The 21,983-nt window shown below is 40.4% G+C and carries 22 protein-coding genes; 13 read left to right on the forward strand and 9 right to left on the reverse strand.

The features are described from left to right. Window positions 1-30 precede the first annotated feature (30 nt). Window positions 31-1,620: a DUF3943 domain-containing protein gene (locus BWD42_RS01690; protein ID WP_175991928.1), complete on the reverse strand. Its 1,590-nt coding sequence runs from the start codon at window positions 1,618-1,620 to the stop codon at window positions 31-33. A gap of 168 nt (window positions 1,621-1,788) precedes the next feature. Between BWD42_RS01690 and BWD42_RS01695 the strand changes: the two genes are divergently transcribed. Next, window positions 1,789-3,321 carry a SulP family inorganic anion transporter gene (locus BWD42_RS01695; RefSeq protein ID WP_077432748.1) on the forward strand — a complete coding sequence of 511 codons (1,533 nt, stop codon included), beginning with the start codon at window positions 1,789-1,791 and terminating at the stop codon, window positions 3,319-3,321. Window position 3,322: 1 nt separating this feature from the next. On the opposite strand, the gene BWD42_RS01700 is transcribed toward BWD42_RS01695, so the two are convergent. Then, on the reverse strand, window positions 3,323-3,913 hold the full coding sequence (locus BWD42_RS01700; RefSeq protein ID WP_077432749.1) for a methyltransferase domain-containing protein: 591 nt from the start codon (window positions 3,911-3,913) through the stop codon (window positions 3,323-3,325). Between the two features lie 239 nt (window positions 3,914-4,152). Here BWD42_RS01700 and BWD42_RS01705 point away from each other — a divergent pair, with 239 nt between their 5' ends. After that, window positions 4,153-5,037 (forward strand): bestrophin family protein, encoded by an 885-nt coding sequence (locus tag BWD42_RS01705; RefSeq protein WP_077435687.1) that lies wholly within the window; start codon window positions 4,153-4,155, stop codon window positions 5,035-5,037. A gap of 115 nt (window positions 5,038-5,152) precedes the next feature. Here the strand turns inward: BWD42_RS01705 and BWD42_RS01710 are convergent, their stop codons facing one another. Next, window positions 5,153-6,037, reverse strand: coding sequence for an NAD(P)-dependent oxidoreductase (locus BWD42_RS01710; protein ID WP_077432750.1), 885 nt, complete (start codon window positions 6,035-6,037; stop codon window positions 5,153-5,155). A 140-nt stretch (window positions 6,038-6,177) separates the two neighbouring features. Here BWD42_RS01710 and BWD42_RS25035 point away from each other — a divergent pair, with 140 nt between their 5' ends. Together BWD42_RS25035 and BWD42_RS01720 are read left to right on the forward strand one after the other, a co-directional pair. Beyond that, the gene (locus BWD42_RS25035) at window positions 6,178-6,312 is read left to right on the forward strand and encodes a hypothetical protein (RefSeq protein ID WP_262507800.1); all 135 of its coding nucleotides are present in this window, start codon (window positions 6,178-6,180) and stop codon (window positions 6,310-6,312) included. 348 nt (window positions 6,313-6,660) lie between these two features. Next, a complete protein-coding gene (locus tag BWD42_RS01720; RefSeq protein WP_077432751.1) occupies window positions 6,661-7,461 on the forward strand; it encodes a class I SAM-dependent methyltransferase in 801 nt (266 codons plus the stop codon). A 235-nt stretch (window positions 7,462-7,696) separates the two neighbouring features. Here the strand turns inward: BWD42_RS01720 and BWD42_RS01725 are convergent, their stop codons facing one another. Together BWD42_RS01725 and BWD42_RS01730 are read right to left on the reverse strand one after the other, a co-directional pair. Next, window positions 7,697-8,557, reverse strand: coding sequence for an AadS family aminoglycoside 6-adenylyltransferase (locus BWD42_RS01725; protein WP_077432752.1), 861 nt, complete (start codon window positions 8,555-8,557; stop codon window positions 7,697-7,699). A 147-nt stretch (window positions 8,558-8,704) separates the two neighbouring features. Continuing rightward, entirely contained in the window at window positions 8,705-9,163 is a 459-nt protein-coding gene (locus tag BWD42_RS01730; protein WP_077432753.1) for a hypothetical protein, read from the reverse strand. 345 nt (window positions 9,164-9,508) lie between these two features. Here BWD42_RS01730 and BWD42_RS01735 point away from each other — a divergent pair, with 345 nt between their 5' ends. Beyond that, entirely contained in the window at window positions 9,509-10,708 is a 1,200-nt protein-coding gene (locus tag BWD42_RS01735; RefSeq protein ID WP_077432754.1) for an MFS transporter, read from the forward strand. A 56-nt stretch (window positions 10,709-10,764) separates the two neighbouring features. On the opposite strand, the gene BWD42_RS01740 is transcribed toward BWD42_RS01735, so the two are convergent. Then, entirely contained in the window at window positions 10,765-11,316 is a 552-nt protein-coding gene (locus BWD42_RS01740; RefSeq protein WP_077432755.1) for a 5' nucleotidase, NT5C type, read from the reverse strand. Between the two features lie 110 nt (window positions 11,317-11,426). Between BWD42_RS01740 and BWD42_RS01745 the strand changes: the two genes are divergently transcribed. Then, on the forward strand, window positions 11,427-12,173 hold the full coding sequence (locus BWD42_RS01745) for a DeoR/GlpR family DNA-binding transcription regulator (RefSeq protein ID WP_077432756.1): 747 nt from the start codon (window positions 11,427-11,429) through the stop codon (window positions 12,171-12,173). Between the two features lie 51 nt (window positions 12,174-12,224). Here BWD42_RS01745 and BWD42_RS01750 read toward each other — a convergent pair whose 3' ends face one another. Further along, the gene (locus BWD42_RS01750) at window positions 12,225-12,791 is read right to left on the reverse strand and encodes a YceI family protein (protein WP_077432757.1); all 567 of its coding nucleotides are present in this window, start codon (window positions 12,789-12,791) and stop codon (window positions 12,225-12,227) included. A gap of 218 nt (window positions 12,792-13,009) precedes the next feature. Next, on the reverse strand, window positions 13,010-13,579 hold the full coding sequence (locus BWD42_RS01755) for a dihydrofolate reductase family protein (RefSeq protein WP_077432758.1): 570 nt from the start codon (window positions 13,577-13,579) through the stop codon (window positions 13,010-13,012). Between the two features lie 607 nt (window positions 13,580-14,186). Between BWD42_RS01755 and arr the strand changes: the two genes are divergently transcribed. The 4 genes from arr (at window position 14,187) to BWD42_RS01775 (ending at window position 17,422) form a co-directional block, all read left to right on the forward strand. After that, window positions 14,187-14,600: an NAD(+)--rifampin ADP-ribosyltransferase gene (arr, locus tag BWD42_RS25150; RefSeq protein ID WP_410528281.1), complete on the forward strand. Its 414-nt coding sequence runs from the start codon at window positions 14,187-14,189 to the stop codon at window positions 14,598-14,600. A gap of 433 nt (window positions 14,601-15,033) precedes the next feature. Continuing rightward, a complete protein-coding gene (locus BWD42_RS01765) occupies window positions 15,034-16,089 on the forward strand; it encodes an NAD(P)-dependent alcohol dehydrogenase (protein ID WP_077432759.1) in 1,056 nt (351 codons plus the stop codon). A gap of 140 nt (window positions 16,090-16,229) precedes the next feature. Continuing rightward, window positions 16,230-17,063 (forward strand): 2OG-Fe(II) oxygenase, encoded by an 834-nt coding sequence (locus BWD42_RS01770; RefSeq protein WP_254846157.1) that lies wholly within the window; start codon window positions 16,230-16,232, stop codon window positions 17,061-17,063. Between the two features lie 80 nt (window positions 17,064-17,143). After that, complete coding sequence (locus BWD42_RS01775) at window positions 17,144-17,422, forward strand: Ada metal-binding domain-containing protein (protein ID WP_077432760.1); 279 nt, start codon at window positions 17,144-17,146, stop codon at window positions 17,420-17,422. A gap of 62 nt (window positions 17,423-17,484) precedes the next feature. Here the strand turns inward: BWD42_RS01775 and BWD42_RS01780 are convergent, their stop codons facing one another. Next, window positions 17,485-17,949, reverse strand: a complete 465-nt coding sequence (locus BWD42_RS01780; protein ID WP_077432761.1) for an Lrp/AsnC family transcriptional regulator — start codon at window positions 17,947-17,949, stop codon at window positions 17,485-17,487. A 189-nt stretch (window positions 17,950-18,138) separates the two neighbouring features. On the opposite strand from BWD42_RS01780, the gene eat reads away from it, so the two are divergent. From eat to BWD42_RS01795, 3 genes are read left to right on the forward strand one after another with little or no spacing between them, the layout of a single operon-like run. Next, complete coding sequence (eat, locus tag BWD42_RS01785) at window positions 18,139-19,461, forward strand: ethanolamine permease (RefSeq protein WP_077432762.1); 1,323 nt, start codon at window positions 18,139-18,141, stop codon at window positions 19,459-19,461. Beyond that, on the forward strand, window positions 19,458-20,819 hold the full coding sequence (locus BWD42_RS01790; protein ID WP_217699978.1) for a glutamine synthetase family protein: 1,362 nt from the start codon (window positions 19,458-19,460) through the stop codon (window positions 20,817-20,819). The genes eat and BWD42_RS01790 overlap by 4 nt, the downstream gene beginning before the upstream one ends. 7 nt (window positions 20,820-20,826) lie before the next feature. Continuing rightward, entirely contained in the window at window positions 20,827-21,975 is a 1,149-nt protein-coding gene (locus BWD42_RS01795) for an iron-containing alcohol dehydrogenase (protein WP_077432763.1), read from the forward strand. Window positions 21,976-21,983: the final 8 nt, after the last annotated feature.

Consider the following 21,983-nt stretch of genomic DNA (forward strand, 5'->3'; position numbering starts at 1 on the left):
TTGGGGTATTTTTTTGTGATGTTTCATCTACTAATATTCGGAGTTATAGGCTAGAGCCAAACGAACAAACGGATAATCTTTGTTGACATTTTGATGATCTTTGTAATGGCCTTCAAGTCTAAAATATCCGGAGTAAAGATTGACACCAAAGTTTTTCCATATCCGCACAGATGCACTGGTGGATGCGGTGTGAAGATAATGATGAGATTTATTGCCACTGATCGTGACAAAATACCCACCGCGGTAATCTATGCCAAATTTTAAGCGATTGAGTGTGCTTAGCGTGGCGGAGGCACGGATGTCTGCTCCGGGACCATAATCATAGGTACGACTTTCGCCGAAATGAAGATAGGGATCAGGCACTGCTGCCAGTACAACTGGACCACCTCCCAGTATAGTACTCAATTTCGTCCGTGTACCGATATTGTAGTTGGAAAAAATATTGTAATTGATACTCTGTGAGCCGTAATAGAAAGCTTCATTTCGCAAAAAGTCAAAATGGGCAGAAACGATACCACGATGCCGACCTGTTAAATTGGATAAAATACGATTTCCGTAGAGCGAGGCGTAGACATTCACAGCATTTACGATCGAGCTATCATCGGATCCAATTTCGAGATTTAGAAAGAAATCGTCGAATGGTTTCTTTTTGTCAACATCATCGTTGTTGTAAATCAATTTTATACGTGCATAAATGTCATTTTTACCGCGGTTGAGTACATCATGCTCTTTGGCATCAAATCGACGGATCCCCAATTCCACTTCGGTATGCACCAATGAGCTATCAACCACGGCACCTTTTGTTGTATTACCCCAACGACCGTCGAGCAACCGATTTAAACCATTCATCGGATTGATCAACATCGCCAAAATTTCCTTTTTATTACGTTGTCCTTTCGTAACACTTGGTCTGGCGAGCAGATGCTGTGAAAGACGATGAGTCATTTCTCCTAGGATTGTTCCGCCAAAACTGGTATTGACAATATCGTTGATCGAAGGAGGTTCGGTTTCACCCGCTGTCTCCCAGATGTAACTTCCAGCGACAGTTGCCAGCGTAGATTGCAGGAAACTAAAATTGTTTGATCGGAATGAGTTGAAATAGAACTGACCATGGTAGGGATGTGCAATCTGATTCGTCGCAAAAAGATTGTCGTCCCATGTCCATGCGGAAAACTTCAGATGACTGAAGAAGTTTTTGAAGGAAATATGGGAGACAGGGTCTTTCCGGATGAAATAATTGACGGATGCAGGTATGGCCTGAATAGAGAACCATTCTATTCCGGCACGTAGAAAGTTTTTTTTCTGATAATTTGCGATGCTATCGGGTAGATTGGCATTGACCCGATCTGAAATCCATTTTATCTGTCGCATCGATACAGTTATGCTATCCGTTAAATTTTGTGGGGCGGCGAAGCGGATTATGCTGTCTGTTGGTGGTTCTACCTGTATGCTGCCTGCTGCCGACAGGGGATTTAAAATTGAACATTGTACAACAGGCTGACTCATATAGGTAGAGCCCCTAACTGTGGAATTGGTAAAGACCGGCGGCCCAAAAATGGTAATAAATAGATTTAGAAATAAAAATAAAATAGAACGATATATAGTTGGAGATTGTTTCATATGGGTTAATATACTGTTTTGCAATAAAACTTGCAATAAATAACAAATAGTCATTAAAAGTGTTTTTACGATTGCGATTTCTTTGTGTTTTAGACGCTGTAGCTTGGTGATTTGCGGTATTGATTGTTACCTTTGCAGGGCTTTAATACTGTTCAACTGAATTTTGATATGAACAATACCTTTGAATTTTTTAATGTGCGATCCGTCAATTTTAAGAACGAGCTATTTGCCGGTTTGACGGTTGCCATGACCATGATACCTGAATCACTTTCATTTGCAATATTGGCTGGCCTCCCCCCTTTGACAGGACTTTATGCAGCTTTCTTAATGGGACTTGTGACAGCCGTTTTAGGTGGAAGGCCCGGTATGGTATCTGGAGGCGCCGGTGCGACGATTGTTGTTTTGATGGCGCTTGCAGCAAGTCATGGTATCGATTATCTTTTCGCAGCTGTTGTCCTGGCGGGTATATTGCAATTTTTGGTGGGTCTTTTTAAATGGGGGAAATTTGTCCGGCTGATTCCGCAACCGGTAATGTATGGTTTTTTGAATGGGCTGGCCATTATTATTTTCATGGCGCAGGTTGTCCAATTTAAAGTGAATAATGGAACAGGCACAGCGTGGATGTCGGGGTCAACTTTATATATTATGGGAGGGCTTACGGCATTAACGATGTTGATTGTGCTTGTTTTTCCCCGACTGACAAAAGCAGTTCCGGCGTCTCTGGTCGCTATTTTAGTCGTTTTTGGTCTGGTTTCCCTATTGGGGATCGAAACAAAAAAAGTAGTGGATATCGCTTCGGTCAGTGGATCACTGCCGCGTTTTCATTTGCCCAATGTTCCCTGGAGCTGGGAAACATTGCAGTTGATCTTTCCCTATTCACTTGTGATGGCCGGCGTGGGCCTTGTTGAGTCTCTGTTGACTCTTAATATGGTGGACGAAATTACAGCGAGTAAAGGGAATGCAAATCGCGAATCTATGGCGCAGGGACTTGCCAATACAGTTAATGGATTTTTTGGTGGGATGGGTGGATGTGCCATGGTTGCTCAGACGCTGGTAAATTTGAATGCTGGTGCAAGGACGCGGCTATCTGCTTTTATTGGAGCCATAACAATCCTTGTAATTATTTTGGTTGGAGCGCCGTTTATTGAACAGATACCAATGGCCGCACTTGTCGGCGTAATGATGATGGTGGCGATTGGAACTTTTCAATGGGTGAGTTTACGTATCATCAACAAATTTCCGAAATCGGATATTTTTGTCGGTGTGCTTGTTGCTGCAATAACGGTGTTATTGCACAATCTAGCTTTAGCTGTGCTTGCCGGTGTAGTGGTATCGGCATTGGTTTTTGCCTGGGATAATGCAAAACGTATACGGGCAAGAAAGTATCTTGACCGGGACGGTGTGAAGCACTATGAAATATATGGCCCTCTTTTTTTTGGTTCTACTGCTAATTTTTTGGATAAGTTTGATCTTCTAGAGGATCCGGATCGCGTCATTGTGGATTTCAGGGAAAGCCGTGTCGTAGATATGTCCGCGGTAGATGCATTAAATAAAATCACCGAACGTTATGCCGCAAAAAATAAGAAGATAGAACTATGGCATCTTAGTGAGGATTGTCGTTCCTTGCTCAAAAATGCAGAGGGAATCGCAGTCGTTAATATTATGGAGGACCCGACCTATCAGGTGATGCCCGGGAAATAGCTTATTTTCTTTTTAACACAATGAAAAGTTCGCTACCCTGACGTTGGGGGATACTATTGGAACAGTCTTCCATTTTTAAAATATGAAAGTCTTTCTGAAACAATTGTTGATACCCTGATTTTTTTCCGCCAAAAGGTGGCCCCTCGGAGTCGAATTCACGATTAAACAATAAGCCTGCAAGAATACCATTGGGATGGAGCAATTCAGCTATTTTGTTGCTGTATTTTTTGCGTAGGCTGGGATCTAATGCACAAAAAAAAGTCTGCTCGAGGATATAATCGTATTTTTCTCCATGCTCAAAAAAATCTTGGCAGATAACGCGGACCTGTGCAGCTTCCCCAAAATTTTTTTGAACCTGATGGACTAATGTTGGTGCGATATCAAGTAGCGTGATGTTTTCAAACCCGATCTCAAGTAGTGCTTTCGCTTCATAAGCATTACCACAGCCAGGAATCAAAATAGAAGCGTCTTTGGGTATCACCGTCTCCGCATATTCGATTAATGCCGGTGAGGCATAGCCAATATCCCATCCGGTCTCCCTGTTTTTATAGCGGCTGTCCCAATATTCTTTATTCAAATCCAATATATCCATTGTATTATACACTTGGTAAATCAAGCGATCCAATTTAAGGAAATCTTGTGTAATACGGCATTATTTTTGTTTTTTTACCTGACAACCTGTTCATAACGTTAACAATAACCTTGATAGAGATGAAAAATATTAATTCGCTTTATTGTAGGTTTTTAACATTTTGTTTTTTGTTTTTTAAAACAAAAAACAACTTTCGGATTTATTATGATGTATTATTTCAACTAAAGAACGATTGTTATATGTTACTTAATAGGAGGATCTCTGTCTTATACTTCTTAAAGACCATTCAGACTGATCTGGTTCGAATAGTATTTTTTGGCTGTCTAGTGGGCCTACTGGCAAAACACAAAGACTTTCTCACACTGGAAATTCCTTTATCTTTAATTGCCATCGTTGGTACAGCGATATCGCTTTTGCTGGCTTTTCGAACTGCACAATCTTACGATAGATGGTGGGAAGCACGTATTGTTTGGGGCGGAATTGTCAATGATTCACGTAGCCTAATTCGTCTTTTGCAGACTTTTATCAATAAAGATCAGGACATCCATCTAAAAATGTTTGTTGAAAGACAGATTATATGGAATTATGCCTTGAGCGAATCGCTGCGAAAGGAGCCGTATTCAAAACGGGTAAGCGACTATTTGGAAAATTATCAAATAAAGGATACAAATGCTGTTTATGGAATTTTAAATGCGCATGGAAAGCATTTGCGTTTATTGGCCCAGGAGGGATTGATTACTGAATTTAGGCAGGTTGCTGTAGACGAGATGTTAACGCGATTTTCGGATTCAATGGGGCGATGTGAGCGGATCAAAAATACGGTTTTTCCGGTGTCTTATGGTAAGCTGATCCATTTTCTGATTTATCTATTTGCGCTCTTATTGCCCTTTAGTCTGAATGACGATGTTATCTTGGTGAAAATGATGCTGACGATTGGTATTCCCATTATATTTATTATTATCGAACGTACTGCAATCTTAATGCAAGATCCCTTTGAAAATAAACCCATGGATACGCCGATGACAACGATCTGCCAGACCATTGAGATGAATCTGTTGGAGGCTATTGGCGAACCTGCTCCGAAGCCAATAGCACCTGCTGAGCAATTCTATTATATCCTTTAATTGGTTGACCGTAAATTTTAGCTATAATCGGATAGCTACATCACCAGATTAGGTTTATAAAACTATCCGATTATAAAGTTTTGTGCAAAGCTACCTTTAAGTGAGCAGGCTTTGGTTATTGCGGTGTCCGCAATGTCTTAATCACGGCAGCAAATTCTTCCTGTTCATAGCCCGCATCTTTTGCTCTTTTGAGCCAATTTGCTGCAAATTGCGGGAATTCACTATTTATTCCACTTAATTTTGCTGTTGCAAGAATTCTTTCTGTTGCCTCTACAGAGATGGCAAGTGGACTTTGGGAAAGCTTAAAATCTCCGCTACTGATTACGGCACCCTCATGCTTTAAAAATTCGCCCATTCCTGGGGCAATTTCTGCGATGATATTGCCATACTCCCTGACGTCAAAATTTTCGGATTCGGCAATTAGAGCGCCATGTAGAAAACCTGCTGCTGCGCCATAAATATAAGAGAGTGTAGCGGTATCCATGGCCGCCGCAGTACCAATATTTTCGCCTAGATATTTTAGATTTCCACCCAGAATTTTCAATTTATCTTCGATTTCCAAATACTTTTCGCTATTACCCGAAAACAGTATTGTTGTATCTGCCTGTGCCATCTGTTCTGGCGCCACCTGTATAGCTCCATCAAGGTAACTAGCTGTTTTACCATTAAACCAGGTTTCACTTAAACGTGCTTCCTCCGATGTACCTGTAGTCAATTGCACAATGAGTTTGCCCGCTAATGCACGCCCCGTTTCGATTGATGAAAAAAGATCATTCGCTACTGAATAGTTAAGAACGATAACGATACTCACTGGACTTGCCTCAATGGCCTCGCTGATGTTTTTTGCTAATCGAGCCCCTTCTTTTACTAGTTGATCTGCTTTCGCTGCGGTTCGATTGAATACGGTGACCTGAAAACCTTTTTGTAGATAGAGCTGTGCTATTTTTATACCCATTGGACCTAGGCCGATAATGCTGATTTTATTTTTCAATGTCTCCATGTGCTTCTTTGTTTATTTTTATGCAACAAATATGAGGACAAGCCGGTACGCTGGCAATAAGGGAAAAAGGATTCAGCCAGGGAAAAATTATTCCCTATGGAATTGCAAAATTCAGTAGTTTTAATGAAAATTATGAAATTATGTATAGTAAAAAGATTCCCGAAGATCTTGACTGTGGCATAGTCGTCACAATGAAAATACTTGGTGGAAAATGGAAAGCCTGTATATTGTATGGTATCAACAAAGGTAGTCTGCTGTTAGTCCAGAAAAGATAATTGTATATGAAACTGCACTACAAGCTGAAGCCTTTAACATTGATCGAATACTTTTGCATAGCTTATATACCGCTTTAATTTCTTTGCGCTCATGTTCGCTAGCACAATACTAATTCGAAATATTCATCCCTTATGAAATGCAGTCTTAGTCATGAGTTTCCCGTATTCTTTATTTGTGTCGAAAATAAAATCGAGAGCATATGTTATTATTTTTTGGGAAATCCAAATCATTGTGAACGGGAAATGCTTAAATTAAGCCTATCTTCTTAAAACAACGAAGTATTACAGTTGTTATGTGCATTAATTCTTCTTTACTAAATAATACTGATAAAAAAGTAGATTTAAGATATGAATAAAGAACAGCATTATTTGGATATAAACAGAACGTCCTGGAATAATAGGATAGATTCACATCTCAAATCAGAATTTTACGATCTTCCGGGTTTTCTTCAGGGGAGAAGTTCTTTGAATGAGATTGAGCTAGATCTGCTCGATGATATTCAGGGGAAAACAATATTGCATCTGCAATGTCATTTTGGTCAAGACACAATTTCACTGAGCCGGCTGGGTGCTGAAGTAACTGGGATCGACTTGTCCGATAAGGCTATTGAAAGTGCGCGAAAAATTGCTGAACAGACCAATTCTGATGTTCGCTTTATCTGCTGTGATCTATACGATCTGCCGAATCATTTGGATCAGCAATTTGATCTTGTTTTTACGAGCTACGGTACAATCGGATGGTTGCCTGATTTGAATAAATGGGCACAGGTTATTTCGAGATTCTTGAAACCGAATGGAAAATTTATATTTGTCGAATTTCATCCTGTCGTTTGGATGTTTGATAATGATTTTGAGAAAATCGGCTACCGATACTTTAACTCAGGAGCAATTATAGAAACCGAGACAGGAACTTATGCGGACAAAAATGCGGCTATAACAGCGGAGTATGTTATGTGGAATCATGGTATAAGTGAAGTGGTCAATAGCCTGATAAAAAATGGGCTCCAAATCGCACAGCTTGATGAATTTGATTATTCCCCCTATAATTGCTTTAGCGGGACGATTGAATTTGAAAAGAATAAGTATCGGATTGAACTATTGGAGGATAAAATTCCAATGGTCTATGCGATATTGGCTATAAAGAATTAACGTCAATACATGGGTATTCCGTACGCTTACAAGGGCATATTCTTGGTGTTGAGCTGAAAAGGACGAAACATTAATCCTTCGTCGCGATGCGAATATGGCACGGAGCCCTACATAAAAGGGATTTTGATAGCTTTAAGTAAGTTGTCGACCTTTGAGGGGGGGGGCGGATTGGACACTGTAATGGATATATAGAAGCGAAGATGCCGAATAATCCAGATTAAAAAATTAATCAAATTCATTTCGTCTGTATAGCATTGAGATATATCCTAATATCCTGTTCAAGTTTTATAGGGTATGTATAGCCCAATTTATTCGCTAGTTCCCTGCCAATTTCAGCGACGAGATCGGCCATTGCGAATAGCGCCGTCCAATTTTCATTGATATCGCCGCCTGAAAAAGTCCGCATTACTTCCTCCCAGGTTTTCTCGGTCAGGTATTTTTTGAATAGGCGTCCATGTTTATTGGTTGTGATGTTCCAGTCATGCTGGCTAGCAATATGCCACTCAATCAGCGGTACCAGATAATCGGTACGTATATTGTCTTCGGACATAAATTTTGCATAAAAAATATCTTCCCTGACAAGACATTTGGCTACATAAGTACAGTCCCACCAAAAATCGTTGAGTAGCTGTCTTAATTTTTGCTCGGTAGGTTTTTTTATGATTGACACCCGATAGGAGGGTTTTTGTATCGCTTCCGTTATGCCCTCTTTGTCAAGTAGTACTTGATAACCAATATCCCAATCTTCACATAACGGGCTTTGGCGCACCTCTTCCAAAAAATTAGGCTTACTATATAACTTAAAATCAACTTTTGTGTGATCTGCGTATAAAACCATCTTCATGGCATGTTTGCTATCGAAGTAGCTTTCATCCTCTTCAATCATGGCGATAGGAGTGCCAAAGTTATTTAACCAATTCTTATCGGCGACATACGTGGTATTGTCATCAAATACAAGTTCGATATCTAAATCACTTAACTCATCGACAGGTGCCAGTGGATTTACCAAAGAACTGGTTAGAAGAACTGCCCGAATATCCGGATTTTCTTGCGCCCAATCCATAATCTGCTGTAATTTTTCTGCTCGAGTTTGCATATTTTTAGTTTATTTATGGGGGATAATCCCGTTTATTTTTTAATGAGGACGGCTTGCGGCCGTTGGTTTTGCAAAGGCGTTAAAACAGATTTATCTTCAAGTGATTTTTAACTATTAAGATCTGCCTCGCGGAAGACTACAGCCAATTTAAAAACCGAAGAGTCCGCTAAAGATAACAATACAATATATTCCCATCGCCAACAGCAGATTGATGCACAGCGCTGCATATTTCTTCTTCGCAAATAACCAAATTGATTCTATTACTGTATAAATGAGGAGCGGAATTCCAAAACCGAGCATTTCGAAATAAAATAAATAGCCAGCACCCAGGCGATCATTTTCTTTATGCATATACCATTGGGAAATAATGATAATAAGGCCAATTAGTATTAAGATACCCAATCTTATTAAGAGATGTCTTTTTAATTGTTTATCTCTCAAAATAGGTGTGCGAGTGAAGAAGACCGTTCCTGCAAAGTAAGCTATGATGAATATAATCCCTATAAGCTGTCGGAATGTGTAAGATATATTAAACCAACCATTTGTATAGAGTGACCCTATAATTAGTGTTGATAAAAGAAAATAGCCTATCGTTTTATAGTTCATGTGGTAAAATAAACGTTTTGCCTATACCGGATGACTCAAGCCTTTTTATTGGAAAGAATTCACTTTCTAATAGCAATTTAGGTATAAATCACAATTATAGCAAAAATAGAAAGTGAAGATTAATGCGCCAAAAAATGTATGGAGATATTAGTCCTTGAAATAAAAATTGTAAACGATTACTAATGACAGTATTATTTAATGGGACTGGTTGTTTTATTGCTTTAATTTGCATTTTTTGCAATATTATGCAATAATATGCTTCTATTTTGATTTATTATTGATAGTTTTGTACAACTAAGCCTAGACAAGTCTATCGCTATACTATTTTAGTTTATCTCAAATTATATGGAAATTAAATCATTACCCATTCGTCCGGATACAGCGAGAAATGCTGTCAGGTTTATCTTTTTTGTGTGTGGGTTGGGACTCGCCAGTTGGGCACCTGTCGTTCCTTATGTTAAGCAAAGGCTTGGAATAGATGATGGTGTATTGGGACTTTTGATGCTTCTTATCGGCGGCGGAGCTCTTTTTATTATGCCATTTTCGACCATCCTTCTAAATAAATTTGGAACAAGAAAAATTATCTTTCTTTCGGGTATCACGCTCGCATTGATACTGCCGATGTTGTTAATTGCTAATTCGATCATAACAATGGGGATTACACTATTCTTTTTTGGTATGTGTATGGGAGGAATAGAAGTTTCCGCAAATGCGCACTCAATCCTTATCCAGAAACTCTTTGATCGGCCGATCTTATCCGGTCTGCACGGTATCTTTAGTGTGGGAGGATTAACGGGGTCGCTCGGATTAGGACTGTTGATAAAGTTAGGGTTTCAGGCTACCTATGCCATGTTATTGATCTCCTTACTGATCGTTGTAATTATGTTCGTCATGTATCGTAGGTTGTATGCGCATGATGATGAAATACGCATTAATAGTCATCATGATGACAAGAAAATGGCTGCAGGTCAGTCCAAATGGGCTGGTTGGTTCAATTTGCATGTTTTATTTCTGGGCATGCTCTGTTTCTGTGCTTATCTCTCCGAAGGTTCAATGTTGGATTGGAGTGCGGTATTTTTGCATGAGGAAAAAAATGCACCGCTTGAAATTGCGGGGATAGGGTATGCTGCCTTTTCCATCGCCATGGCAACAATGCGACTTTTTGGCGATGTACTTGTTGTCCGGTTAGATCATCGGTTTGTTGTGGTCGGAGGGGGACTCTTAGCGGTATTCGGTTTGCTGGTAGCTGTTTTATCACCTTCTTATTGGGGTGCATTAGCCGGATTTATCCTATTGGGCTTTGGTGCCGCTAATATTGTTCCGATTTTATTTAGTCATGCCGGAAATTTAAAAGGGGTTGGGGCATCAGCAAGTATCCCGGTTATGTCAACATTGGGGCACTCGGGACAGTTGTTGGGCCCCGCCTTGTTGGGTGGAGTTGCCCAATTTTATGGAATTTCAGTCTCGCTTATCGTCGTTGCTTTTCTTATGCTTTCACTTTCCGTGTCTTATTGGATTTATTGGAAATTCCAGGCTAGAAAATAAATTCTTGCAAACTATAGCTGGGCAATTACCTCTTGTGATTGGCCAGCTATAAATACTCAGTTGAACGTTTTATTTTGCAGGTCAGCAACAAAAAAACGATGTGCATCAGTCCAGTTCTTCAACCGTTCAAATCGGTGCTCATTGACATTGTGAAATGTATTAAACATAAGCCCTTTTCCAGAAAAACTGTCTAGATTCTTTAGATGATCGTCAATAAGAAAATCGGTGTCGATAATACCTTTATTCCCACAGAATACGATGTTCTTCCACGAGATAAATGGAAAATATTCCTGTAGCCATTCCCGTTTCTCTAAAAGACTATTGGGAAATTCCATTGCGGCAGATACAACAAAAATTTCATAATAGTTTTGTAATTCCTTTACCACGTCTTGTGCATCTTGTGCAACAGGGATACTGCGGAAAAAACCTGGTGTATGCAAATACCGTAAGACTGCCGTCTGATCAGGTAAACAATCCGCTTCCTTCAGCCCTACGATATCGTTTTCATTTATCCGTATACCCGTTTCTTCAAAATAATGTGAAAGATAGTGCCGTTGGATGTCTGCAAGTACACCGTCCATATCAATGGAAATTGTCTTTTTTATCATAAGTTTTATCTTTATTATTGCACAAATGTAATTATATAATTGCAAAATATTGCAATTATAGCAAATTTTTGCAATTCATTTTATTCTGGTAAATCTATATATTTGTTCCTATGCTAAAGTACGATCGTCTGCAAACCATTTTAGATATCACCAATAGGGAGGGCTCGGTTTCATTTCAAACCTTGAGCAAAAAGCTTTCGGTATCTGAAGATACCATACGGAGAGATATCAAGGAATTGAATGATCGGGATCTTCTTCGCGCAGTACGGGGGGGAGCTCACAGCATTGTGCAAAAAAAATATCATTATCGTGATCGCGAGAAAGCAGGGCTGGAACAGAAAAAGATTATTGCACAAAAAGCTTTATCATTAATAAAAGAGGATCAGGTACTTTTTTTCGATGGGGGTACATCTATCCTGGAGTTGACTAAAATTTTACCAAAGGATCTTAAAGTCACTATCATTACAAATAGTTTTCCTGTCGCGAGTGTGATCGAAGACCATCCTTTGATCGATATCATATTTTTGGGAGGCCGACTTTATAAGTCCGCCTTTACCACTTTTGGCAATACTACGTTGGAAAGCATTGCCAATTTTAAAGCTGATTTATACTTTTTGGGCGTTTGTTCAATTACTCCTGAAAATTTGTCCTGTAATTATCAGGAAGATGCTGAAACGAAACGTGCAATGATGAAACAGAGTGTTCGCATCGTTGGATTGTGTACTTCCGATAAGTTTGATACGGAGTCAAGCTTTATCATCGATAAAACCAAAAAGCTTGATATCATTGTGACAGAACATGAATCAACGAGTCCCGAAATGCGCAAATATATCGCTCAGGGGATCGAGCTGCTTTAGACAAACAATGATGTCGCAGTTTTTTTGCTACATCATTGTTTGTTATCATAGCTATTTTGCGGCTTTGATCTGAATGTCCAATGTAAATTCGTCCTCAATCGCCCGATTCCCGAGGTCAGAGAAAAAGCTGGCCGAACGATATTGGATATCAAAATCCAATCGATTTACCTTTACACCCAATGCTTCGGCCGAAAGTCCGTCAGTGGTGCTGGTTACCTTTGCGGGAAAAGATATCGTTTTCGTTTTGTTTTTAATGGTAAGATTCCCTGTGATTACTGGAGTAGCCTTGCTGTTATCCACTTTGCTGATAATGAATTTTGCTGTTGGATACTTCGGTACATCAAAGAAATCTTCATTTTTAAGATGGCCAGTTAGTTTTGGCGCATCAGTACATGCCATCGAATTCATATCAATGGTAAATCCACCACCGGTAATTTTACCTTTATCTGTTTGGATCGTTCCGTCTTTCAAGGCAATGGTACCAACATGACCACCGACGACTTTCTTCGCATTCCATTTGATTGTTGATGATTGCGTACTGACTTTATACGTTGTTTTTTGTGCAAAAGTAAAGGAAGTACTGCAAATAATAGCAATGAATAATAAGGTTCTTTTCATAGAGATGATTTGTTTAAAATCAAATATACAAGAAAGTAGGCAAATTCAAATGAGTAAGGTAATGATTATATAAACGATAGTTTTAAATCAATGATTGTAACCATTCCTGAAAAAAATGGGTAAATTTTTATAACATGATTTATTCTGTAAAATTAAGGATATCAGCTCCTGACCCGTATAAAGTTGGCTAGGATGGGAACTTATCCATTGTAGGAATATTATCTTTTAAGCGGTCCAATATATTTATAGCTATTGATGAGTATGCCAGTCGGCGTTGCCTTTGAGTTGAGGAAGACAAGTTCCTGGGCGAACACCTTATCTGAGAGTAGGCGCTTGCCATGTCCCAGCAAAACGGGGTAGGTAATGAGTACCACTTCGTCCACGAGACCCTGCTCAAGTAATAGCGAGGTCAGTGTAGAACTACCTACAACAATCAGATCGGGACCATCCATTGACTTGAGGGCATGAATCGCACCGACAATGTTCGCACCCAAATTTTTTACTGGCCCCCAGGTTAGACTGTCGGGATGGTGAGTTGCAACATATTTCATTGCAGCATTTATGGCGTTGGCCATAGGAAAATCTCCTGCATTGGGCCAGAAGCCACTAAAGATATCATAGGTCTGACGACCTAAAAGAAGGTCGAAGTCTGAGCCATATGCCTGAAAGAGCATTTCCGCTCCTGCGGGACTTCTATAGGCAGTTGTCCATGCACCATAGGCGTAATCCCCATCGTGTTCGATGATGCCATCAAGGGAAATGTGTTCGAAAATTCGGATCTTTCTCATTGTTTCAAGTGTTTGATTATCAATTCAAATTTAGCGAAGTCTAAAAGTATGTATGAGGTGCAATTGCGACAATATAAGGGGGTAAAACCTTGATGTCAATCTGTTGTTTTTAGGAATAATTACGAATTGTACGAAGGTCGATGCAATACGATTTACGAACAACATACGGAAATGTATAAAAATATGTAGAACTTTAATCCTGCAGATACCGGTGCATGTGGATTTTAAATCTCCCTGTGCCAACGGTACATTCGGCGATGTAAAAAAAGATACGCATATGGAATTTTCACCTTTCAACAACGTTGTTAAACTTTGTCTTCAGGGTATGAGCATGGAAGAGGCCAAGCATACTGAAGAAGCCCTTAACTTATTTATGCAAGCTTGGAACGAAGCCACAGACGATCACGAACACTTTCTTGCGGCTTATTATATCGCCCGGAATCAAGAGGATATTTCCGACAGATTGACATGGCTGGAAGCTGCCTTGAGCCATGCATTAAAACTAAATGATGATACGGTTAAGAGTGCTTTGCCAAATCTTTATTTGAACCTTGCCAAATACTATGAAGCGCTAGGGGATAGTGATAAGTCTCATGGATATGCTGATCTGGCTGCAGTCTTTGGGGAAAAACCATCTGATACCGGTCCATTTTATCATGGTACAAGAGCTGATTTACCAGTGGGTGCGCTATTGACAGCGGGAGGTAATTCCAACTATCAATCTGAACTTACCATGAATCATATTTATTTCACCGCATTAGTTAACGGAGCCGGACTCGCGGCGGCTTTGGCAAAAGGCGATGGTCACGAACGTGTTTATATTATTGAACCTATGGGAAGCTATGAAAATGATCCAAATCTAACCGATAAAAAATTCCCAGGTAACCCGACACGTTCTTACCGCTCCACAATGGCATTGAAAATCATTGGTGAAGTAAGCGACTGGGTCAGACCGAGCCCCGAAGAGCTTCAGCGGTTCCGTGAACGTTTGGCAGACAGTAATGGGGAAATAATCAATTAAATCTACCGTATTTAAGGATCGATCGACTTAAATTTCTTCGTACTAAACGGAGAATTGACTATAAAAGGTGGAAAATCCAGCAGATACACTGTGGATGATCTCACGATTTATTATCTTTTTCTTTGCTCTAAGAAGGATATTAATTGTCTAATAGTTAGAGAATGCTGGATCGGAGCTTCTAAAGAAAGCTTTTGAAGGTGATTAAGGAATAGGAGATTGATTTTGAAAGGGAATAAAATTTGAAAGGGATCAAATTGACTGTTCGGAGTGGTTGACCAAGAACATTTTGCGTTTTTCATTGTTTGCTCAATGTCAATAATGCCTGACAGATTCTTTTTTTCGGGCAAATCCCCATTAACTTCGCACCATGTAGTAAATGGATCTTATTTATTGATAATTTGGATCCAATTGGTATTTTATAAAAAACAAAAGAATGATTAAATCGAAAGGTTACGCGGCGAAGGATGGCAATTCCCCGCTTGAATATTGGGAATTTGAAAGAAGAGAACTTGGTTCAAATGATGTTTTAATCGATATCTTGTATAGTGGTATTTGCCATTCAGATATTCATCAGGTGCATGATGAATGGGGTGGAACACAATATCCAATTGTTCCGGGGCATGAGATCGTTGGTCGCATCAGTGCGGTAGGCAGTGCGGTGACCAAGTTTAAAAAAGGTGACCTAGCCGGTGTTGGTTGTATGGTGGCATCCTGTGGTGAGTGCGATAATTGTAAATCGGATCAGCAACAGTTTTGTTCGGAGAAGAAAACTGTGTGGACTTATAATAGCACCGATGTGATGCACGATCACTCTTGCACCTATGGTGGGTATAGCGATAATATTGTGGCTGATGCAGACTTTGTCTTGCATGTGCCGGAATCGCTTGATATCAAAAAGGTAGCTCCTTTACTTTGTGCGGGGATCACCACTTACTCGCCCTTGAAACGATGGAATATCAGCAAGGGGCATAAAGTTGGCGTGCTAGGGTTAGGTGGTTTAGGCCACATGGCAGTGAAGATCGCTGTCGCCATGGGAGCTGAAGTTACGATGATAAGCCATTCGCCCCGTAAAAAAGCAGATGCGGTGCTGTTAGGTGCCCAGAAGTTTTTAAATACGCATGAGCCTTCGGAGTTGAAGGAGTTTTCAGCATATTTTGATTTTATCATAGACACCGTATCGGCACCTCATGATTATAATCTCTATTTGGCATTGCTAAAAACCAAAGGTGTATACATCTGTGTTGGTATCCCAGCAGCGCCAATGGAAATTAACGGACGATCGATTATGGGAGGAAATAAAATTTTGACGGCTTCAAGCATTGGTGGTATACAGGAAACACAGGATATGCTTGATTTTTGTGCTGAGCATAATATCCTTCCAGAAACCGAATTGATTGACATCGATTATGTGAACGAGGCTTACCAACGTGTATTGGACAGTGATGTAAAATACCGGTTTGTCATTGATATGGCTTCGTTAAATAAATAGTGTCAACAACATGAAAAAATAGGAATCGTCCACTATTGAAGTGAACCTCAAAAGTTAGACGGATTAACAAAATTAAGTTTTTTGTGCTAGAGCTCGGTAGAATACCGGGCTCTTTACATTTAGCAAAAACGGTGATTGATATGAATGATAATTTGTTGCGCATTTTGTTAACATTGATCTCCAAAAAAGGAAAAACAGCAGGTTTCGGATTTTTTACCTTGATTGATAGGTCTAATTTTGAGCTGTTGAAAATTATCGTCATGGAAAATATAGTATCTAGATTGCAGGCCAAGGATTGGACAGCAATCACCAAGGAATTACATGATAAAGGTTTTGTAATAGTACCCGATCTATTAAATCAAGTCGAATGTGATGAACTGGTTGCAGCTTACGGTGCTGACAATAGGTATCGAAAAACTATTGTAATGGAACGTTATCGCTTTGGTTTGGGGGAATACAAATACTTTCAATATCCCTTGCCCGAGCTGATTACGACAATAAGGGAAAAAGTATACGCATTGATTGCACCAGTCGCCAATCAATGGATGGACGAGCTTAATATGGACCGAAGATTTCCAGCTTCGCATGCTGCCATGCGAGAACTTTGTCAGCAGCATGGACAGGTGGAACCTACCGTCCTTATTTTAAAGTATAATACAGGCGGATTTAATACGCTACACCAGGATCTATACGGTGAAATTTACTTTCCCATGCAAATCGTATTGCTGTTGGATCAGGTGGATCAGGATTATACCGGTGGTGAGTTTGTTATCACGGAACAGATACCAAGGGCGCAGTCTAAGGTTAATGTCTTAAAACCCAAGCGCGGCGATATGATCATCTTTACGACTAATTTTCGCGCAGCGAAAGGCTCCAAAGGCTATTATCGGGTCCATATGAAGCATGGTGTTAGTCCATTGCACAAGGGGCATAGGCATAGTCTTGGGATTATATTCCATGATGGCCTTAGCTAAGACTAAGAGATTCTTGTAGGTAAAATAGCCGATTTAAATTATAGGTATGTATACAATAGATCAAAAATTAAAAACGAAATATGGTCAGACATATGGATTTGGGAGGGACAGCTGCTGATAGAACGAAGTCCTTAAGTTCCTTCATTCGAAAGGGAGAAATTACCTTGGGCGGATATAAAAAGGCTAAGATTTACGGCCGTCTAAACTGTGCTAGTGGCAAACGGATGAAAGTCGAGCATCGTGTTTTCTTTCGGGATGAAGCTGATGCCGTCAGCCATGGATATAGACCATGTGCTCATTGTATGAGGGAAAAGTACAAGGAGTGGAAAACTAAGCAGCAGGGCTTGGAGCACACTTAAAATAAACGCAGATCTCGGTCTGAAAATTTGCAAGCACATTTTAGTTTGCCAGATGGAGATCGTTAAAGGAAAAGTGGAAGTCGTGTTGCGTTGACAATTTCTTTCATGACAAAATAGCTTTCCATATGTCTGATTCCTTTAATCGTTGCAAGCTTATTGAAGTTAAATTCATGATAATGGTCGACATCTCTGACCATAACCTTGAGCTGATAATCAAAAGCTCCTGTCACATGGAAGCATTCGACCACTTCCGGAAATTTCTGTATTTCTTCCATAAATAACAAAGCACTTTCGTTTGAATGCTTTTCCATACTGATCGATACAAGAACCATCAGGTTCAGGTCCAGTTTTCTTCGATCCAGCAAATATACCTTTTGTTTGAGCACAGCCATAGCCGTCAACTTCTTAATCCGTTCGTATACAGGAGTCATGGATAAGTTGACTCGATCGGAAATTTCCTTGTTACTCATGTTGGCATCCTGTTGCAAAAGGTCCAAGATCATAAGATCTTTTTCGTCTAGTTTCATTGTTGTAGTAATTTAAATCTAAAAACAAAGGGGTATAAGCCTGTTGTTGGAATCGCGAATCTAAAAATAATAATATTTCAATATAATTTTACTTAAATAAGTTTAATTGCAGGTATTTATCACTATTATTTAATTTAAAGTAGTAAATTTATATTACTTAATATCAATTACCAACCTAGAAAAAGAATTATGAGTGATCCCCAATTAAAGAAAGTCCTTGGCCCCGTCATGTTGTGGGGATTGGGGGTAGGGTATGTAATTTCAGGAATGTATTTTGGATGGAACCTTGGTCTGGCAGAAGGAGGGACTTTAGGGTTAGCCATTGCGACTATATTCGTCATAATTATGTACCTAACCTTTACCTTCAGTTATACAGAAATGGCATGTGCCATACCGAAAGCTGGAGGGGCTTTTGAATATGCCAATAGGGGACTGGGAAAACAATTGGGGTTTGTCGCAGGGATTGCTCAAAATATAGAATTCGTTTTTGCACCGCCGGCTATTGCAGCGGCGATAGGTGCTTACCTTCATTTGCTTCATCCCGGGGTAGGCTACCTTACTTTTGCGATCGGAGCCTATCTGATTTTTACAGCAATGAATATTTTAGGTGTGAAACTCGCTGCTTCGTTTGAATTGGTTGTGACAGTCCTTGCGGTTATTGAATTATTGATATTCGCCGGGGTGACGCTGCCAGCATTTGAATTTTCTAATCTTCAACAAAATGCACTTCCCAATGGGTATTCAGGCATTTTTGCATCCATTCCATTTGCCATCTGGTTTTTTCTAGCCATTGAAGGGGTCGCCAATGTGGCTGAGGAAACCATCAATCCACAGAAAAATGTATTGATCGGTTTTGGATCAGCTATCGTTACTTTGGTCGTGTTGTGTATCATTACATTTTTATCAGCGGTTGGTGTCGCTGGCTGGGAAGCCGTTGTCTATCCACCAGGAAGTACCGAAGCCTCGGATTCTCCTTTACCTCTTGCTATTGCCAACGTCATTGATAGCTCCCATATTCTATACAAATTACTTATCGGGGTAGGGTTGTTGGGGCTTATTGCGTCGTTCCATGGTATTATTTTGGCCGGAGGGCGCGCCACTTTTGAATTTGGGCGGGTAGGATATGCACCGTCTATCTTAGGAAAAGTTCATTCACGCTTTAAAACACCAGCTAATGCGCTATTGGTCAATATGGCTGTTGGTATAGTCGCGCTACTGACGGGGAAGACGGCTGGGATCATTACCATTGCCTGTTTTGGTGCAATCAGTCTCTATATTATATCCATGTGGTCTTTTTTCGCCTTACGCAAGAAAGAACCCGCATTGGAGCGCCCATTTAAAGTTCCTTTGTATCCTTTATTTCCTATGCTTGCGCTGATCATCGCCCTGATCTGCCTGATTGCTATGATTTACTACAATCCATTGACAGCCTTATTATTCTTTGGGCTTGTCATCTTATCATACCTCTATTTCTTAATCTTCCTTGACAAGGATAAAACCATCAAATCATGATCGACAAAAAAGAAATTATTTCCAAATTAAAGGCAAGTACCAGTACACACGTCAAAGTCGCCGTAGCAGATATTGATGGCGTATTGCGGGGCAAATTTATGCACCGTGATAAGTTTATCTCTTCATTGGACAATGAGTTCGGCTTTTGTTCTGTCGTATTTGGATGGGATGTCAATGACCAAGTTTATGACAATGTGGAAATTACTGGCTGGCATACCGGTTATGGAGATTTTCCCGCTCGTATAGATGGAAATACCTTCCGAAAGATACCCTGGCAGGAGGATGTCCCATTTTTTCTGGCTGACTTTGAATCGACACATGCTACAGATCAAAATGTGTGCCCGAGGGCGCTGTTAAAAAATATCATAGCACAGTCTGAACAGGCTGGCTACAAACCCATTTTTGCACAGGAATTTGAATGGTTCAATTTTATTAAAGGTGATATCAATGCATCACAGAACAGCTTTAAAGAAATGACACCGATTACCTCCGGAATGTTCGGTTATTCCATCTTGCGGATGTCTGATAATTACGGGTTCTTTCGTGATCTTCTTGCGATGCTCGAACAGTTTGATATTCCCTTGGAAGGTTTGCATACTGAGACAGGACCTGGCGTAATGGAGGCGGCGATTCAATGCAGCAATGCGCTGGAAGCTGCAGATCGCGCTACACTTTTTAAGTCAGCCGTAAAGGAGATCGGTAAAAGACATGGTATTGTCGCTAGCTTTATGGCCAAGCAGACGAAAGAATTACCGGGCTGTAGCGGTCACGTACATCAGAGCCTCTGGGACTTAAAAAAAGAAAAAAATCTATTTTATGATGCCGACGATCAGTTAGGCATGAGTGAACTGATGAAGCAATTTCTTGCTGGACAACTGTATTGTCTGCGGGATATTCTACCCTTATTTGCACCAACTGTTAACAGCTATAAAAGACTCACGGAAGGCGCTTGGGCTCCCACGACTTTAACCTGGGGGATAGACAATAGGACTACGGCCCTGCGGGTCATCGATGGTGGACCAAAGGCTACACGTATTGAACATCGGGTGGTTGGTTCGGATGTTAATCCATACCTCGCCATAGCGGCTTGTCTAGCGAGTGGACTTTACGGTATCAAGCATAAACTATCCTTGGACAATCCGTATACTGTGGGTAATGGTTATAAGGATTTGCAACATGGCGTTTTACCAAGAAATCTCTATGAAGCTACGAACCGGATGGCGCAGTCTGAAATAGCATCAGAATTGTTCGGTGAAAAGTTTGTTGACCACTTCTGTAAATCCAGGTTATGGGAATGGCGGCAGTTTTCAGAACAAGTAACGGATTGGGAAACAAAAAGATATTTTGAAATTATTTAACTGCAAGATGGATACAGATAAAATTTATGGTTTTAATTTTCCGACACCGATTCGTTTTGGTGCAGGAGCGATCAATGAATTACCGGATTACCTATTGCGCAATGGTCTTAACCGTCCTTTATTGGTAACGGATCCAACCATTGCCGAGCTTCCTTTTTTTAAGGAAATCCAGCGTAAATTGGCGGGCAGAGGGATAGACGTGATTGTGTTTCATGATTTACACAAAAACCCGGTTAAATCCGATGTGCTGCAAGGTGGAGATGTCTATCGGGAGAACAATAGGGATTCTATCATCGGTGTTGGAGGTGGAGCCGCACTTGATGTTGCGCGGGCAATAGCATTGCGTGCACATCATCATCGTGATCTCTTTGACTATGACGATCTTATCGGTGGAGATATTTATGTAACCAATGAGATCCCACATCTGATCACTGTACCCACTACAGCAGGCACTGGGAGTGAGGTCGGTCGTAGCGCTATTATTTCCGAAGATAAAACCAAAAAGAAACGTATTTTGTTCAGCCCTAGGTTGATGGCGAAAATAGTCTTTGCGGATCCGCTCCTCACGATGGATCTTCCGGCATTCGTCACAGCAGCTACAGGAATGGATGCGCTCACACACAATATGGAAGCCTATTTAGCAAAAGGATATCATCCGATGTGTGATGGTATAGCGTTAGAGGGAATGGCGATGGTGGCAGCAGCTATTGAAAATGCAACCAAGGAATCTGATTTAGAATCACGTTCGAAGATGCTTTTGGCCTCACTCATGGGGGCAGTGGCTTTTCAAAAGGGGCTGGGTATCGTTCATAGTCTGGCACATCCGCTTTCCTCGTTGTTAGACACGCATCATGGACTTGCGAATGCCATTAATCTACCTTACGGTATGCAATTTAACTATGCGGGATTCGAAGATCGTTTTGATAAAATGGCAGTAGCGCTCGGTATTGGCAATAACGCTGGCGATAAAGTCGTGGACTATTTATTTGAACTGAATACACGCCTGGATTTACCTACCCATTTATCATCCATCGGTGTACAAAAGCAACATCTTGCGCCATTGTCGGAACTTGCATACGCGGATTTCTGTCATCCTTCAAATCCGAAGCCGGTGACAACAGAAGATTTCCTTGCTATTTATGAAACAGCATTCTAATAAAAAAA

This window comes from Sphingobacterium sp. CZ-UAM (assembly GCF_002000245.1).
GTDB lineage: Bacteria > Bacteroidota > Bacteroidia > Sphingobacteriales > Sphingobacteriaceae > Sphingobacterium.